The sequence below is a fragment of the Pelomonas candidula genome (assembly GCF_043555985.1).
Taxonomy (GTDB): Bacteria; Pseudomonadota; Gammaproteobacteria; order Burkholderiales; family Burkholderiaceae_C; genus Pelomonas; species Pelomonas candidula.
Window position 1 is genome coordinate 273,013 of record NZ_JBIGIC010000004.1, and the last position, 15,808, is coordinate 288,820.

Genomic DNA, 15,808 nt, shown 5'->3' on the forward strand with positions numbered 1-15,808 from the left:
CAGTTCGGTGGGACTCGGGCGGGGTGGGAACGGGAGGCGTGCGAAGTCCCTGGCGACTGGTCATGCGCGGGGACTGCGCAAGTCGCATGCCCGCGCCGGTGCCGAGTGGTGCCCCACAAGTGTGCCGCGTCGGGTGTCGTGGCGCACTGGGGTGGTGCATTGCGCCGCCTGGCGGTTCAGAGCGTCAACACCCAGGTTTCGTTGATGACGTCCTGGCCGAAGCCGTGGCCGGCTGCGCTGTGCACGAGGCGGTAGCCCTCGGCCGCGTAGAGCGCGCGCGCGGCGGTCAGTGCGCTTTGCGTCCACAGCTCGATGCGCTCGTAGCCGGCGGTGCGGGCGAAGTCGCTGCACTGGCGCACGAGGCGCTTGCCGACGCCGAGGCCGCGTGCGTGCGGCTCCAGCAGCAGCAGGCGCAGCTTGGCGATGCCGGGGCGGGGCTCGCCACTCGCCTCGTCACGCGCCTGCACGAGCATGACGCTGCCCAGCCGTTGCGGCCCGCGCGCGGCAATCCAGCAGGCTTCGCGGCCGGGCTGGAAGCGGTCGACGAAGTCGGCGCAGATGCGCGCAACCAGCGCCTCGAAGCGCTGGTCCAGCCCGTACTCCGCAGCGTAGACGGCGCCGTGACGCTCGACGATCCAGCCGAGGTCGCCGGGCAGGGGAGGACGCAGGTCGACGGCGGTGGCCGCGTCGGGCTCCAGCAGCGACTGGATGCGCGACATCGCGTCCAGCATCGCGTCGCGCTGCGGCACCGACAGCGGTGCCAGCATCGCCTCGGCGTTGGCCGTGCCCTGGCGATCCAGCGGCGCAAAGGCGCGCCTGCCGGCCGCGCTGAGCTTGAGCAGCGTCTGGCGGCCGTCGCTGGGATGGGCCTGGCTGGCCAGCAGGCCGCGGGCTTTGAGACCACGCAGCAGGCGGCTCATGTAGCCGGCGTCCAGCTGCAGGCTCTTGCTGAGCGCTGCCGCGCTGACCGGCGCATGGTGGGCCAGCTCCCACAGCACGCGGGCCTCGGGCAGCGTGAAGTCGCTGTCCGACAGCTTGGGCGCGAGCACACCAATGCGGCGCGTGTAGAAGCGGTTGAAGGCGCGGACGTCGAGGGCGGGGGAGGTCTCGGACATGGCCGGCATTGTTGGATTGATCGTTGCTTTTGGCAAGTATTTGGCTGGGGTGCGACGCGCTACGCTCGCGGCTCAGCACAGAGGGAGGCCGGCTTGGGCATCGTGGTGTATTGGCTGGAAGGCGAGGGCGAGGCCGCCGCGCCGATTTGCGAGTTCTTCGGCAGCAGGGAACTGACCCAGGCGTTGGCCTGCGCCGAGGACCGACGCCGGCAGGGGCATCGCCATGTCAGCATCTCCACCGAGCTGGAGGATCACGTCGGCCCGCCGGGCGTGTCGGCCGTCGAGGGCGGCAGGACGCCCGACGGCGAGGTCTACGAGTGGTCCAAGGCGGGGCGCGCCGGCAAGGTGCGCCGGCGTTGAGGCCAGCGCCCTTCGGACGGCTTCAGAACTTGTAGCCGAAGCCCGCCGTCAGCAGGTTGTCGGTCTTCTTCGTGCCCGCCGGCACGCGGTGCGCGTAGTGGCTGGACAGGCCGACGTTGAGCGTCCAGCCGCCGGCGATGCGCGTGGCCAGGCCGGCGTCGAGGGTGGCGCGGGCGCCGAGCTCGCCGCCGTCGGGGTAGTAGACGAAGCGCTGCTTCAGCGTGGTGGTCTCGCTGACCTTGTGGCTGGACTCCTCGCCGACCAGCACCTGGGCGCCGTTGGCCTGGCTGCCATCGGTGAAGCGGCTGTCGGTGTAGCCCAGGCCGCTGAACACGTCCCAGCTGTGGACGTCGTCCTTCAGCAGGTGGTAGCCCAGGCCGCCGTTGAGGCTGTAGCGGTCACGCACGCCGCCGGCCTTGTTGGTCTCGCCTTCCGCGCCGCCGAAGGCGAACCAGTCCGTGCCGAGGTTGAAGTCATAGCGGCCACCCACGCGCAGCAGGTCGGCCGTGGTGGTGTCGACGCCGGCGACCTTGTTGCGGCCGTAGTTGCCGACGCCGTAGAGGCTGATCTTGTCCTGGGCCGTCGCGCGGCTGCCGTCCGCGTTGGCGGCCAGCGTGCGGCTGCTGCTGTTGCCGCTGGCCAGCGTACCCGAGACGCTGAGGCCGCCGTGCCATTGGCCGTCGGGCGTGTCCTGGGCCAGCGTGGCCGGCGAAGTAAAGACGAGGGCGGCGGCGAGGGCGAGCGTGAGGCGAGTCATCAGGAGGGGGGTGATCAGGGAAAACCAGCAGTATCGCCACCAGCCCGGCACGATCCGCGGCGGGCGCCGGCGGGCTTGTCAGAGGGGGTTCCCTAAAATGCCGCGATGACATCCTTCCCTGTCGACGCCGCGGTCGACGCTGCTTCCAGCCCCCTCCTGCGCAACCTCAACCCCGAGCAACTGGCCGCCGTGACGGCGGCGCCAGAGCCCGCGCTGATCCTGGCCGGCGCCGGCTCCGGCAAGACCCGCGTGCTGACGACCCGCATCGCCTGGCTGCTGCAGACCGGCCAGGTCAGCCCCGGTGGCGTGATGGCCGTGACCTTCACGAACAAGGCCGCCAAGGAGATGCTGACGCGGCTGTCGACGATGCTGCCCTTCAACGTGCGCGGCATGTGGATCGGCACCTTCCACGGCCTGTGCAACCGCTTCCTGCGCGCGCACTGGAAGCTGGCGCACCTGCCGCAGGCCTTCCAGATCCTGGACGCGAGCGACACGACCTCGGCCGTCAAGCGCGTCATCAAGGCGATGAAGCTGGACGAGGAGCGTTTTGTCCCGAAGCAGGTGGGCTGGTTCATCGCCGGCTGCAAGGAAGACGGCCTGCGCCCCGGCGACGTGGACCAGCGAGATGAGCAGACGAAGAAGCTCGTCGAGATCTACGCCAACTACGAGGACCAGTGCCAGCGCGAAGGCGTCGTCGACTTCGCCGAGTTGATGCTGCGTTCCTACGAGCTGCTGCGCGACAACCCGGCCGTGCGCGAGCACTACCAGCACCGCTTTCGCCACATCCTCGTCGATGAGTTCCAGGACACGAACAAGCTGCAGTACGCGTGGCTGAAGATGTTCGCCCCGCCGGGCGCCGGCACCGGTCAGAGCCTGCTGGCCGTGGGCGACGACGACCAGAGCATCTACGCCTTCCGCGGCGCGCGCGTCGGCAACATGATCGACTTCGAGCGCGAGTACCGCGTGAAGAAGGTCATCAAGCTGGAGCAGAACTACCGCAGCTTCGGCCACATCCTGGACGCCGCCAACGAGCTCATCAGCCGCAACAGCCAGCGCCTGGGCAAGACGCTGCGCACCGACGCCGGCCAGGGCGACCCGATCCGCGTGCAGGAGGCGCCCAGCGACTTCGCCGAGGCACAGTGGTTGATCGAGGAGATCCAGCAGCTGCATCGCGGTGGCCTGGATCGCAAGGAGATCGCCATCCTGTACCGCAGCAACGCGCAGTCGCGGGTCATCGAGTCGGCGCTGTTCAACTCGGGCATCCCGTACCGCGTCTACGGCGGCCTGCGCTTCTTCGAGCGCGCCGAGGTGAAGCATGCGCTGGCCTATCTGCGGCTGCTGGAGAACGCGAACGACGACACCAGCTTCCTGCGCGTCGTGAACTTCCCGACGCGCGGCATCGGCGCCAAGACGCTGGAGAACCTGCAGGATGCCGCCAAGGCCACGGGCCGCAGCCTCTACCAGAGCGTCGGCGCCATCGCCGGCAAGGGTGGCGCCAACCTGCTGGCCTTCACCAACCTCATCGACTCGACGCGCAACCTTACGCAGGGCATGACGCTGCGCGAGATCATCGAGCAGGTGCTGGAGACGTCCGGCCTGCTGGACTTCTACCGCACCGACAAGGACGGTGCCGAGCGGCTGGAGAACCTGGACGAACTCGTCAACGCGGCCGAGGCCTTCGTCATGCAGGAGGGCTTCGGCAAGAACGCCGTGGGCCTGCCGGTGGACGAGGTGGCCCCTGGCCTTCAGACCGCGGGCACGCCGGGTGCGGTGCCCGATGCGGAGACGGGCGAGATCATGTCGCCGCTGGTGGCCTTTCTCACCCACGCTTCACTGGAGGCCGGCGACAACCAGGCCCAGGCCGGCCAGGACGCCGTGCAGCTGATGACGGTTCACTCCGCCAAGGGCCTGGAGTTCGATGCCGTGTTCATCACCGGCCTGGAGGAAGGCCTGTTCCCGCACGAGAACGCGATGTCCGACCACGACGGTCTGGAGGAAGAGCGCCGCCTGATGTATGTCGCCATCACGCGGGCACGCAAGAAGCTGTCGTTGAGCTTCTGCCAGACGCGCATGCTGCACGGCCAGACGCGCTATCACATCAAGAGCCGCTTCTTCGACGAGCTGCCCGAGGAGGCGTTGAAGTGGCTGACGCCGCGCAACCAGGGCTTCGGCTCGGGCTTTGCACGCGAGTACCAGCAGGCCTGGGACCGTGGTTCGGGCTTGAAGGGCATGGTGGGCGCCGGCAACGTGCAGAAGGCTGCCTGGGTGGAACCGCCCGTCCCGGCTAGCATGAAGCAGAAGGTGTCCGAGGAGCATGGCGGCCTGCGCGTCGGCAAGGGCGTGTTCCACACCAAGTTCGGCGAGGGCGTGCTGCTGACGCTGGAGGGCTCCGGCACGGATGCTCGGGCGCAAGTCAACTTCGGGCGCCACGGAACGAAGTGGCTGGCGCTCTCCGTCGCCAAGCTCACCCCGATTGATTGAGCGGGCCGAGCGCTGGGCCGCTCCCGAGCCGGCCCGGTAGGCGATGTGCTCGCGGCTCGATGCTGCGAGCATTGCCGTCCCCTCGGGGGCTGAGGCCGGATACGGCAAGTCCTGCGGACTTGGCGTGCCTGCCGAAGGGCAGCCGCTTCGTCGGCTGCGCGGTCTGCAAGACCGACCAGACTCGCTCGCGTTCAGCGACGCGAGGCTGGGCGAGGGCTGCACGCTCTAGCGGCCGACGATGACCACGTGGGCCTGGATCAACGTGTCGATGGCCCCGACGCCGAAGCGGTCGCCGATGGCTTGCGCCACGCGCGCGGTCAGCTCCGGCAGGCGGCCGGGCGCGCGGGCCTCGATCTCGCCGCGCAGCGGCGTGCCCTGGCAGTAGCCCAGCGCCGGGCCGGATGGCGATTCGGCGCAGGCGCGCAGCGGCAGCGTGACGATGTCGGCCTCGCGCTCGAAGCCGCCGGCGGCGAGGTCGGCGCGCAGTTGGCCGATGTCGTGATAGCCGTGCGGCGTGCGCGCCATGAAGCGCGGCGGGTCGTCCGGGAAGGCCTCGGCCAGCGCGGCGGTGACGGTGGCGGCCAGCTCGTTGCAGTCGATGTGGTCCCAGACGTTGAACAGGAAGAAGCCGCCGGGCTTGAGCACACGACGGATCTCGCCGTAGGCATGTGGCCTGTCGGGGAAGAACATCGCGCCGAACTGGCAGGCGACGAGGTCGAAGCTGGCGTCGGCGAAGGGCAGGTCCATCGCATCGGCCAGCCGCCATTCCACGGGGCGAGCCGTTTCCAGCGTCGCGGCCATGTCCAGCATGCCGGCGTTCAGGTCGCTGGCGATGAGGCTGCTGGCCGGTGGCAGGCCGGCCGCCAGGTGGCGGGTCAGCACGCCGGTGCCGGCGGCGATCTCGAGCACGGCGCCCGGCTGCAACGCAGCGGCGCGCGCCGCCAGATCCGCCGCGAACGGCTCGAAGATCAGCGGCACCATGTAGCGCTCGTAGAGCTGGGGGATGGAGCCCGTGAAGCCCCGGTCGGCGACGTCCATCGCCCGATTCTGAGCCAGTGCTAGGCTGGCCGGCGATTCCTTCGCAAATCCTTGCAAATCGCCATGACCCAACACCGCCCCTCACAGGCCGAGCTGACGGCCTTTCTGCAGGCAGAGTTTCCGCAAAACCGCTGCACGCTGGAGGAACTGGACGAGGTGGACGGCAGCGTGGTCGTGGCCCATCCGGTGGGCGAGTCGGAGCTGCGGCCGGGCGGCACGGTGTCGGGGCCGGTGATGATGACGCTGGCCGACGTGGCCCTGTACATCGCCATCCTGGCGCGCATCGGCATCGTGCCGCTGGCGGTGACGACCAACCTGGCCATCAATTTCCTGCGCAAGCCGCGTGCAGACCGGCGCGTCGTCGCGCGCTGCCGGCTGATGAAGCTGGGCCGCAGCCTGGCGGTCGGGGAGGTGTGGATCTTCTCGGAGGGCGAGGAGGAGCCCGTCGCCCACGCGACCGGCACCTATTCGATCCCCAAGGCCAGCTGACGCGAGGGCAACGGACTAATCGCTGAGCACGTCGTTCGGTGCACCGAACATGAAGCAGTCGACGAAGCTGAAATACAGCGAGGCGTAGAACACCGCCCACATCAGCATGCCCACCATCAGCATGACTACGGGCGCCGCCTGAATGAGGCCCAGGGCCGTGAACAGCAGCGTGACGATGCCGGACATCGTCATGAACGCCGCGAACCACAGCAGCCCGTTCAGCGCGAAGGCGGCCTTGTTGCGCCACAGGGCCAGCGTGCTGGAGAACAGCGCCTGGCCGACGCCCTGGCCGCCCCAGTGGATCAGCGCCGGCGCATGCCAGTAGGGAATGGACAGCAACGCCAGGCCGCCGAAGCGGACCAGCGCGCCGAACAGGATGCGCGAGTCGCCGGCGACCCGGGCGAAGTCCTCCGGCGTGCCGTTGTTCTTCATCAGGTCCAGCACGGCTTCCGTGGCCTCGCCATCGATGAGGTTGGCCACGAGCAGGATGAGCAGCGCGCTGAACGCAAAGCTGGCGCTGAGCACCAGCTGGTGGTTGCGGCGCTCGCGCGTCAGCTTCAGCGGCGCGAGGAACACGCCCGCCGTGGGCAGCTTCTTCTGCAGCACCAGGTGCGTGGCCAGCATGAAGCCCAGCGAGCACAGCGGGATGGCCATCAGCCCGAGCACCGGGCCGACGAAGGGCAGGACGCCCAGCAGCATGGAGCCGACCAGCGACAGCCCCATCAGGCCCATGAAGGCCAGCGGTGCGCGCTGGAAGACCTTGATGCCATGGCGAATCCACAGCCTGCCGTTGCGGGCCGGGACGTTCTGCAGATGCAGCTGCATCGTCATGTCTGCCCCTCGACCCGCGGGTACGCGGGCCGATCCCCCGAGGGGATTGCCGCTTGCTTGGGACGGCCCGGCGCCGCGCGGCTCATTCCGCGTCCTCCAGCGGCATCGCATGCCAGGGCCTGGCGATGCGTTCGCGCAGCACGCGCTCGAAGTGGCGCGGGTCGTGCGCCTTCAGCAGCGAGGCCTCGCGCGGCAGGTGCAGGTCATAGAGGCGCGACACCCAGAAGCGCAGTGCCGCGGCACGCAGCAGCGCGGGCAGCAGGCGGTGTTCGTCGCCGGACAGCGGCCGCACGCTCTCGTAGGCCGACACGAAGACGGCGGCGCGTTCGGTGATGAGGCGGCCGTCCGCCAGGTCGACGCACCAGTCGTTCAGGCACACGGCGAGGTCGAACAGAAAGGTGTCGACGCCCGCGAAATAGAAGTCGAAGAAGCCGGTCAGCCGCTCGCGGCCCGGGCCCTCGCCGGGCTCGAACATGACGTTGTCGCGGAACAGGTCGGCGTGGATGGGGCCGGTCGGCAGGCCGCGGTAGCGGGCCGATGCGGCCAGCTGCTCCTGGTAGGCCAGCTCGCTCGTGAGCAGCTCGGCCTGCGGCGCGTCCAGGAAGGGCAGCAGCTGCGGCACCACCTGCTGCCACCAGGCGAGGCCGCGCAGGTTGGGCTGGTGCAGCGGATAGTCGCGCCCGGCCAGGTGCATCTGCGCCAGCGTGGCGCCCACCTGCTGGCAGTGGAAGGCGTCCGGTGCCATCTGGTGGCCGCCGTGCAGGCGGTCGACGATGGCTGCCGGCTTGCCAGCCACCTCGAAGAGGATCTCGCCGGTTTTGTCGGCGTGCGGTTCGGGCACCAGCACGCCGCGCTGAGCAAGGTGCTGCATGAGGCGCAGGTAGAACGGCAGCTGTTCGGCCGTCAGGCGCTCGAACAGTGTCAGCACGTAGCGGTGCAGGTGGCCGTCGGCCTGCGTGCAGTCGACGAAGTAGTTGGTGTTCTCGATGCCGGCGCCAATGCCGCGCAGCGAGCTGAGCTGCCCCAGGTTGAGGTGGTCCAGCAGGGCTTGGGCCTGCGCGGGGCTGACTTCGGTGAAAACGGCCATGGAAAGGTCGGATGAGCGACCCGAGGGCCGCGCGGGATCAGAAGTTGAGGATGCGCCAGACCCGCGTGCCCGAGCCGCTCTTGCTCAGGCCCGAGCCGGTGCCGCCGGCGGACTCACGGCCCGCGTCGTTGACGACGATCTCGTAGTCAGGGGCCTTGGTCTTCTTGTTCTTGACCGTGACCTTCTTGGCTTCGCCGCGCACCTTGAGTTCCTCGATGCGCACCTGGTCGTCCTCGACCACGGTCCGCTCGACCTTGGGCTCGGGCGGCGGGTCGGCGAAGACGCGGCCACAGAGGGCAGCGAGCAGCAGGGGGACGGCAAGGCGACGCATGCTGCCGATTCTAGGTGGCGGGCTGGCCGAGAATCCCGCCCCATGAGTAAACCCATCCTGCTGCTGGTCGACGGCTCCAGCTACCTGTACCGCGCCTTCCACGCCATGCCCGACCTGCGCGGGCCGGAAGGGCAGCCGACGGGCGCCGTGCGCGGCATGATCGCCATGCTGAAGAAGCTGCAGAGCGACGTCGGCGCGGAGCACGCCGTCTGCGTGTTCGACGCGTCGGGCCCCACCTTCCGTGACGAGTGGTACCCCGAGTACAAGGCCCAGCGCGCGCCGATGCCGCCGGAGCTGCGCGCGCAGATCGAACCCATTCACGAGGTCGTCAAGCTGCTGGGCTGGCCCACGTTGACGGTGCCCGGCGTGGAGGCGGACGACGTCATCGGCACGCTGTGCAGCGTCGGTGCGGCGCAAGGCCACCGCGTCATCGTGTCGACAGGCGACAAGGACCTGTCGCAGCTGGTCAACCCCGACGTCGAGCTCATCAACACGATGAGCAACGAACGGCTGGACGAGGCCGGCGTGTTCGAGAAGTTCGGCGTGCCGCCCAACCGCATCATCGACTACCTGACGCTGATGGGCGATACGGTGGACAACGTGCCCGGCGTGACCGGCGTGGGCCCCAAGACGGCGGCGAAGTGGATCGCCGAGTACGGCTCGCTGGACGGCGTCATCGCCGCCGCGCCCACGGTGAAGGGCAAGGCCGGCGAAAACCTGCGCGCCGCGCTGGACTGGCTGCCGATGGGCCGCAAGCTCGTCACCGTGAAGCTGGACTGCGAACTGGCCGGACACGTGAAAGGCTGGCCGGCGCTGGACGAACTGGCTTTCCGGGAGCCGGACAAGGCGCCGCTGGCCGAGTTCTACACGCGCAACGGCTTCAAGGCCTGGCTGGAGGAGCTGACCGGTGCGGCGCCGGCACCCAAGGCCAAGGCGGCCGTGGCCAACCCCGGCCTGTTCGACGAGCCCGAGCCGCCGGCCGGCGCCGCGGATCTTGCACGGCAGTACGACACCATTCTCACGTTTGATCAGCTCGACGCGTGGATCGCCCGCCTGCGCGCCGCGCCGCTGTGCGCGCTGGACACCGAGACCGACTCGCTGGACCCGATGGCCGCGCACATCGTCGGCATCTCGTTTGCCGACAAGCCCGGCGAGGCCGCCTACATCCCGCTGCACCACAGCGGCCCGGACGCGCCCGAGCAGCTGCCCTTCGACGAAGTGCTGGCGCGGCTCAAGCCCTGGCTGGAGGACGAATCCGCCAAGAAGATCGGCCAGAACCTGAAGTACGACCGGCATGTCCTGCTGAACCACGGCATCCACCTGGCCGGCGTGCAGCACGACACGCTGCTGGAAAGCTACGTGCTCGAAGCCCACAAGACCCACAACCTCGAAGCGCTGGCCGAGCGCCACCTGGGCCGAAAGGGCCTGAGCTACGAAGACTTGTGCGGCAAGGGCGCGCACCAGATCCCGTTCGCGCAGGTGGCCGTCGACAAGGCGACGACCTACTCGGGCGAGGACTCCGAGATGTGCCTGCACCTGCACCAGGTGCTGTGGCCGCAGATCGAGGCGGAGGCCGGCCTGAAGCGCATATACGCCGACATCGAGATGCCGACGGCCGACCTGCTGGCGCGCATCGAGCGCCAGGGCGTGCTGATCGACCCCGACAAGCTCAAGCTGCAAAGCCACGAGATCGGCCAGCGCCTCGTGCTGCTGGAGCAGCAGTGCTATGACATCGCCGGCCAGCCCTTCAACATCGGCTCGCCGAAGCAGATCGGCGAGATCCTGTTCGGCAAGCTGGGCCTGCCGGTTGTCAAGAAGACCGCCACCGGCGCGCCGTCCACCGACGAAGAGGTGCTGACCGAGCTGGCCGCCGACTTCCCGCTGCCGGCCAAGATCCTCGAATACCGGGGGCTGTCCAAGCTCAAGAGCACCTACACCGACAAGCTGCCGCTGCAGATCAACGCCCACACTGGCCGTGTGCACACCAACTACGCGCAGGCGGTGGCGGTGACGGGGCGGCTCTCCAGCAACGAGCCCAACCTGCAGAACATCCCCATCCGCACGGCGGAAGGCCGCAAGGTGCGCGAGGCGTTCATCGCGCCCGAGGGCTGCAGAATCGTCAGCGCCGACTACTCGCAGATCGAGCTGCGCATCATGGCGCACATCAGCGAGGACCCGGGGTTGCTGAAGGCCTTCCAGGAAGGCCAGGACGTGCACAAGGCGACCGCCAGCGAGGTGTTCGGCGTGGCGCTGAACGAGGTGTCGAGCGAGCAGCGCCGCTACGCCAAGACCATCAACTTCGGCCTCATCTACGGCATGGGCGCCTTTGGCCTGGCCTCGGCGCTGGGCATCGAGCAGAAGGCGGCCAAGGATTACATCGACCGCTATTTCACCCGCTTCGCTGGCGTGAAGCGCTACATGGACGAGACCAAGGCGAGCGCGGCCGAGAAGGGCTTTGTGGAGACGCTGTTCGGGCGCCGCATCTACCTGCCGGAGATCCGCGGCGGCAACGGCCAGCGGCGCGCCGGTGCCGAGCGCCAGGCCATCAACGCGCCCATGCAGGGCACGGCGGCGGACCTCATCAAGCTGGCGATGCTGGCCGTGCAGGCCGAGCTGGAGCGGGCCGGCAAGCAGAGCAAGATCGTCATGCAGGTGCACGACGAACTGGTGTTCGAGGTGCCCGAGGCCGAGCTGGACTGGATGCGCACCGAGGTGCCGCGCTTGATGGCCGGCGTGGCCGAGCTCAAGGTGCCGCTGCTGGCCGAGGTGGGCGTGGGCAGCAACTGGGAAGAGGCCCATTGATTTCCCATTTTCCGTAAATTGGGCAAAATATCGGTATTCCGACAGACTAAGGTCGCCCATGTCCGCCGTCCTCGATCAAGCCATCGCCGATCAGCTGCCCAGCGTGTCGGCGACCGAACTCGTGGCTGGCATCCAGAAGGTCGGCCGCACCGTGGCCGCCCATGGCGCGGTACTCATCACCAAGCACGACCAGCCGGCCTTCGTGCTGATGTCGGTCGAGCGCTACCGTGAACTGCAGCGCGCTGCCGAGCCCGACCTTGGCACGTTGAACGCCGAATTCGACGCGTTGCTGGCCGGCATGCAGGGCCGGGGCGATGCGATGGCGGCAGCCTTCGCGATGGCGCCCGAAGCCATCGGCACAGCGGCGGTCAAGGCTGCCAAACCTCGCCGGAAGGCCGCCTGAGCCTTGCCGGCCCGGCTGTTCGTCCTCGCCGGTGTCAACGGCGCCGGCAAGAGCTCGCTGGGCGGCGCGGCCATTCAGGCCAGCGGCGCGGCGTTCTTCAACCCCGACGTCATCGCCGCGCGCTTGCGCGAGCAGCAGCCGCACCTGAGCGCCGAGCAGGCCAACGGCCTGGCCTGGACGCTGGGTCGCCGCGGCCTGGAGAAGGCGCTCGCCGACGGCCTGACCTACGCCTTGGAGACGACGCTGGGCGGCCACAGTATCACCAAGCTGCTGCTGGACGGCGCCCGCAACGGCGCCGAGGTGCACGTCTGGTTCGCGGGGCTGGCGACGCCGGAGCTGCACCTGAAGCGCATCGCCGCGCGCGTGGCGGCCGGCGGGCATGACATCCCGGCGGCCAAGGTGCGCGAGCGCTTCGACGCCAGCCGCGCCAATCTCGTCAAGCTGATGCCGCGCCTGGCCAGCCTGCGCGTCTACGACAACAGCATCGAGGCGGACCCGCGCGCCGGCCGCAAGCCCCAGCCGGTGCTGCTGCTGCAGATGCAGGCCGGCCGTGTCGTCACGCACGCGCCGCTGCGCAGCGTGCCTGCCTGGGCCAGGCCGCTGCTGGCCGCGGCCCTGCGTTGACTATCATCGGCCGTCACAGAGGGGGAGCTACAGAGATGAGGGTCTTGCTGGTCGACGCGTTTCCGATGGTGCGCGCGGCGCTCACCGGGCTGGTCGAGCAGCATTTCGCCGGCGCTCAGGTGCAGGGCGTCGACACCGTCGCCGCCGCGCGCGTCGCACTGGCCGAGGCCATGCCCCGCCTCGTGCTGCTGGACCTGCAGGTGGAGGGCGGCTTCGAGCTGCTACAGCAGATCCACCGCGAGCATCTGCTGCTGCCGGTCGTCGTCATCTCCGGCAGCGACGACACCGAGGACGCGCTGCAGGCGCTGGGCGCTGGCGCGATGGGTTACGTGCCCGAGCGCAGCGACCTGAACACGATGGTGCAGGCCCTGCAGCTGGTGCTGGCCGGCGGCACCTATGTGCCGCCGCTGAAGCCCTTGACCGATGACGAGCCCGCGCCGCCCGCCGTGCAGGCGCCGCAGGACTGGGACCACCTGCCGCTGACGCCGCGCCAGAAGCGTGTGCTGCAGCTGCTGACGCAGGGTTTGTCGAACAAGCTGATTGCGCGCGAACTGGGCGTCAGTGTCGACACGGTCAAGGACCACGTCGCTGCCGTGCTGAAGGCGCTGGGCGTCAGCTCCCGCACCCAGGCCGTGGTTGCAGCGACGCAGAAGGTTCGCGGCTAACCCAGCTGCCGGGCCTGCGCGAGGCGCGGGCTCAGTGGGTGTTGCGCCTGGAGTTCGGGCAGCAGGCGGCGCGCGATGGCGGCGGCGTCGGCCTCGCGGCCCAGCAACGCGAGTGCCTGGGCCTGCCGGAGTTCGATGTCTGCGCGCTCGGCCGCCGAAGCGAACGGCAGCGCCGGCAGCCCGGCCAGGCGGGCCAGCCAGCGCTGCGCGGCCGCCGGGTCGCCGGCGCGTGCCGCCGCGAGCGCGGCGACCGACAGCGCTGCCCGGTAGTTCTGGCTGGCGGTGCCCTGGGCGTTCTCGATCATCGTCACCAGCGCGACCGCCGTGTCACGCGCCGCGGCCGGCTCGTCCGCCGCCAGCTGGACCTCGGCCATCGCCTGCTCCATCTGCAGCCGCAGGCGCTTGGGCGTGTGACCGTCGGGCCAGTGCGCCAGCAGCGCCTCCAGCGGTCGGCGGGCGGCACCGGCACGCCCGTCCAGCGCGGCCGCCCTGGCGGCCAGCACGATCAGCACCTCGTTGTCGCGCACCGTGGCGGGCGACTTGAGCACTTCGTCACCCGGCAGTGCCAGGGTGCGCGACTTCTCCACGTCCCCCCGCAGCCAGGCTGCCTCGAACTCGCGCGCCCGCAGCAGCGAGTCGGTCGGTGGCGGCAGGCCAGCGGGGAGCCGCCTCAAGGCGTCGCGCTCGGCGGCGATCAGCGCCTCGGCGCGGCCTGGGTCGCGGCGTGAGACGGCCCCCATCAGCCGGCCGAACGCGCGCACGGCACTGCGGCTGTCGCGGCCGTTGCCATGCCGGTAGGCGGCGAGCGAGGCCTCCATCGCCGTCTCGGCCTCTGCCGCCCGACCGTTGGCCAGCAGCGCGTCGCCCAGTTGCCATGCCATCTGGCCGGCGGTGTCGTCGTCGATGTCGCCGTTGGCATTCAGCTCCACGCGCGCCTGCTGCAGCCGCTGCAGCGCCTGGGCGTCGTCGAAGCCGAGGTGGAACATGCCCAGCCGCAGCAGTGATTCGTAGCGCAGATGGTCCGCGGCGCCGTAGCGGATCGCGAGGTCGTCGGCCTGCGTCAGCACGCGCAAGGCCTCGTCGCGCTTGCCGCGGTTGGTCAGCAGCCCGCCGAGGTCGGCGGCCAGGGGGATGCGCTTCAGCTCGGTGTCGTGGTCGTGCGTGTCCGCCGCCCAGGCCACGCCCGCGCGCCGCATGGTCTCGCTCTCGTCCAGACGCCCCAGCTGGAACAGGGTGCGCCCGAGCGACGCGTAGGTGTTGATCACCTGTGCCGCCGGTGCCCCGTGGGCCTGCAGATGCGCCAGGTACTCCTTCCCGATGGCCAGCGACTCGGCGAAGCGGCGGTCATAGTTCAGCTGCACCATGACCGCCTCGAGCTGCGCGCCGCGATCATCGGGGCTGGCGGCCACGCGCGGCGCCAGTTCGTGCAGCTTGTCCACCAGCACCGATGTCACGGCGCCGGGCCGGGTCAGCGCCTGCGGCTCCTCGGCGGCCAGTACCGACAGCCGCGACAGCGTCTCGATGTAGAGCTCTTGCGTCGCCCGCTGGCGGCGCACCTCGGCGGAGGCGCGTTGCTGCTCCTCGCGGGCCTGGTGGGCCTGCCATGCGGCCAGCGCGCCACCGGTCAGCAGCGACACCGCAGCGGCGGCGCCCAGCGCCACGGCCAGCCGGTGCCGGCCGATGAACTTGGCCAGCTTGTACGCTCTGCCGTCCGGCCGGGCGAGCACCGGCTCGCCGCGCAGATGGCGTTGCAGGTCCTGCGCGAAGGCGTCCACGCTGGCGTAGCGTGCTGCCACGGCCTTCTTCAGCGCCTTGCCGAGTATGGCGTCGAGGTCGCCGCGCAGCGTCTTCCTCAGCGCCGGCGTGGCGGCGGTGTCGCTGGCGGCGGGCGGGTCGACGAGCGTGATGGCCTCCTCCAGCTCGGCCGCCGTGCCGCGCGTCAGCCGGTAGGGCTTGGCTCCCGCCAGCAGCTCGTAGGCCAGCACGCCCAGGCTGTAGACGTCGCTGGCGGTGCCCAGCGGCTCGCCGCGGATCTGCTCGGGGCTGGCGTAGTCGGGCGTCAGCGCGCGACCGGCGACTTCGGTCAGCGCCGTCGCGCCAGTCAGCCCGTCCTCCATCAGCTTCGCGACGCCGAAGTCGAGCAGCGTCACGCGGCCCTGGGCGTCCACGAGCACGTTGCCGGGCTTCAGGTCGCGATGCACCACCAGCCGTGCGTGCGCATGCGCGACCGCGGCCATGGCCTGCAGCAGCAGCCCGATCCGCTCGGCGGTGGCCAGCCCGTGGCGCCGGCAGTAGGCGTCGATCGGCTCACCGTCGACGTACTGCATCGCGATGAACGGCCGCCCCTGCGCGTCGGTGCCGGCGTCGTAGAGCCGGGCGATGTGTTCATGTTCCAGCCCCGCGAGAATCTCGCGCTCGCGTGCCAGCCGTTCGGCCAGCGACCGGCCCCAGGCCTGGCGGGGCAGCTTCAGGGCCACGCGCCGCGTGGCGACCCCGTCGCTGCGCTCGGCCAGCCACACCAGCCCCATGCCCCCGCGCCCCAGCTCGCGGATCAGCCGGTACGGCCCGACCTGCTCGCCCGCACGGGGCTCCGTCGCGTCGGCGCCGGCGGGCAGGCTGGGCAGCGTGTGCAGGAAGCGGTCGGCCTCCAGGTCTGCCGCGGTTTTCAGCAGGTCATGGAGGGCCTCGCGGTGCTGGGCCGCCTCGCCACTGAGCCCGTCCAGCCACGTGCCGCGGGCCTGAGGCGGCAGCGCCAGGGCCTGGTCCAGCAGCCGGCTGAGGGTGGGCCACGCGTCGGCCAGGGAGGACAGGCTGGTCATCGTGAC

At 70.1% G+C, this 15,808-nt stretch carries 14 protein-coding genes; 7 read left to right on the forward strand and 7 right to left on the reverse strand.

Features of this window, described 5'->3' with window-relative positions:
- Nucleotides 1-176: 176 nt before the first annotated feature.
- Nucleotides 177-1,115 (reverse strand): bifunctional helix-turn-helix transcriptional regulator/GNAT family N-acetyltransferase, encoded by a 939-nt coding sequence (locus ACG04R_RS10025; RefSeq protein ID WP_394409007.1) that lies wholly within the window; start codon nt 1,113-1,115, stop codon nt 177-179.
- 102 nt (nt 1,116-1,217) lie between these two features.
- On the opposite strand from ACG04R_RS10025, the gene ACG04R_RS10030 reads away from it, so the two are divergent.
- Nucleotides 1,218-1,475 carry a hypothetical protein gene (locus ACG04R_RS10030; protein WP_394409609.1) on the forward strand — a complete coding sequence of 86 codons (258 nt, stop codon included), beginning with the start codon at nt 1,218-1,220 and terminating at the stop codon, nt 1,473-1,475.
- A 22-nt stretch (nt 1,476-1,497) separates the two neighbouring features.
- Here the strand turns inward: ACG04R_RS10030 and ACG04R_RS10035 are convergent, their stop codons facing one another.
- The gene (locus ACG04R_RS10035; RefSeq protein WP_394409010.1) at nt 1,498-2,232 is read right to left on the reverse strand and encodes a DUF481 domain-containing protein; all 735 of its coding nucleotides are present in this window, start codon (nt 2,230-2,232) and stop codon (nt 1,498-1,500) included.
- 105 nt (nt 2,233-2,337) lie between these two features.
- Between ACG04R_RS10035 and ACG04R_RS10040 the strand changes: the two genes are divergently transcribed.
- Complete coding sequence (locus ACG04R_RS10040; RefSeq protein WP_394409013.1) at nt 2,338-4,713, forward strand: UvrD-helicase domain-containing protein; 2,376 nt, start codon at nt 2,338-2,340, stop codon at nt 4,711-4,713.
- A 225-nt stretch (nt 4,714-4,938) separates the two neighbouring features.
- Here the strand turns inward: ACG04R_RS10040 and ACG04R_RS10045 are convergent, their stop codons facing one another.
- A complete protein-coding gene (locus ACG04R_RS10045; protein ID WP_394409016.1) occupies nt 4,939-5,751 on the reverse strand; it encodes a class I SAM-dependent methyltransferase in 813 nt (270 codons plus the stop codon).
- Between the two features lie 63 nt (nt 5,752-5,814).
- Here ACG04R_RS10045 and ACG04R_RS10050 point away from each other — a divergent pair, with 63 nt between their 5' ends.
- The gene (locus ACG04R_RS10050; RefSeq protein WP_394409019.1) at nt 5,815-6,240 is read left to right on the forward strand and encodes a PaaI family thioesterase; all 426 of its coding nucleotides are present in this window, start codon (nt 5,815-5,817) and stop codon (nt 6,238-6,240) included.
- A 15-nt stretch (nt 6,241-6,255) separates the two neighbouring features.
- Here the strand turns inward: ACG04R_RS10050 and ACG04R_RS10055 are convergent, their stop codons facing one another.
- The 3 genes from ACG04R_RS10055 to ACG04R_RS10065 all read right to left on the reverse strand — a co-directional run bounded on the left by ACG04R_RS10055 (nt 6,256) and on the right by ACG04R_RS10065 (nt 8,489).
- Nucleotides 6,256-7,071 (reverse strand): BPSS1780 family membrane protein, encoded by an 816-nt coding sequence (locus ACG04R_RS10055; RefSeq protein ID WP_394409022.1) that lies wholly within the window; start codon nt 7,069-7,071, stop codon nt 6,256-6,258.
- 82 nt (nt 7,072-7,153) lie between these two features.
- Nucleotides 7,154-8,158, reverse strand: coding sequence for a homoserine kinase (locus ACG04R_RS10060; RefSeq protein ID WP_394409025.1), 1,005 nt, complete (start codon nt 8,156-8,158; stop codon nt 7,154-7,156).
- A 37-nt stretch (nt 8,159-8,195) separates the two neighbouring features.
- The gene (locus ACG04R_RS10065; RefSeq protein WP_394409028.1) at nt 8,196-8,489 is read right to left on the reverse strand and encodes a hypothetical protein; all 294 of its coding nucleotides are present in this window, start codon (nt 8,487-8,489) and stop codon (nt 8,196-8,198) included.
- A gap of 42 nt (nt 8,490-8,531) precedes the next feature.
- On the opposite strand from ACG04R_RS10065, the gene polA reads away from it, so the two are divergent.
- The 4 genes from polA to ACG04R_RS10085 are packed head-to-tail and all read left to right on the forward strand — an operon-like array spanning nt 8,532 to nt 12,983.
- Nucleotides 8,532-11,291: a DNA polymerase I gene (gene polA / locus ACG04R_RS10070; protein WP_394409031.1), complete on the forward strand. Its 2,760-nt coding sequence runs from the start codon at nt 8,532-8,534 to the stop codon at nt 11,289-11,291.
- Between the two features lie 58 nt (nt 11,292-11,349).
- Nucleotides 11,350-11,694, forward strand: a complete 345-nt coding sequence (locus ACG04R_RS10075) for a type II toxin-antitoxin system prevent-host-death family antitoxin (protein ID WP_394409034.1) — start codon at nt 11,350-11,352, stop codon at nt 11,692-11,694.
- Between the two features lie 3 nt (nt 11,695-11,697).
- Nucleotides 11,698-12,318, forward strand: coding sequence for an ATPase (locus ACG04R_RS10080; protein WP_394409037.1), 621 nt, complete (start codon nt 11,698-11,700; stop codon nt 12,316-12,318).
- 35 nt (nt 12,319-12,353) lie between these two features.
- On the forward strand, nt 12,354-12,983 hold the full coding sequence (locus tag ACG04R_RS10085; RefSeq protein ID WP_394409040.1) for a LuxR C-terminal-related transcriptional regulator: 630 nt from the start codon (nt 12,354-12,356) through the stop codon (nt 12,981-12,983).
- Here the strand turns inward: ACG04R_RS10085 and ACG04R_RS10090 are convergent.
- Nucleotides 12,980-15,802, reverse strand: a complete 2,823-nt coding sequence (locus ACG04R_RS10090) for a protein kinase domain-containing protein (RefSeq protein WP_394409043.1) — start codon at nt 15,800-15,802, stop codon at nt 12,980-12,982. The genes ACG04R_RS10085 and ACG04R_RS10090 overlap by 4 nt on opposite strands.
- Between the last annotated feature and the right edge of the window lie 6 nt (nt 15,803-15,808).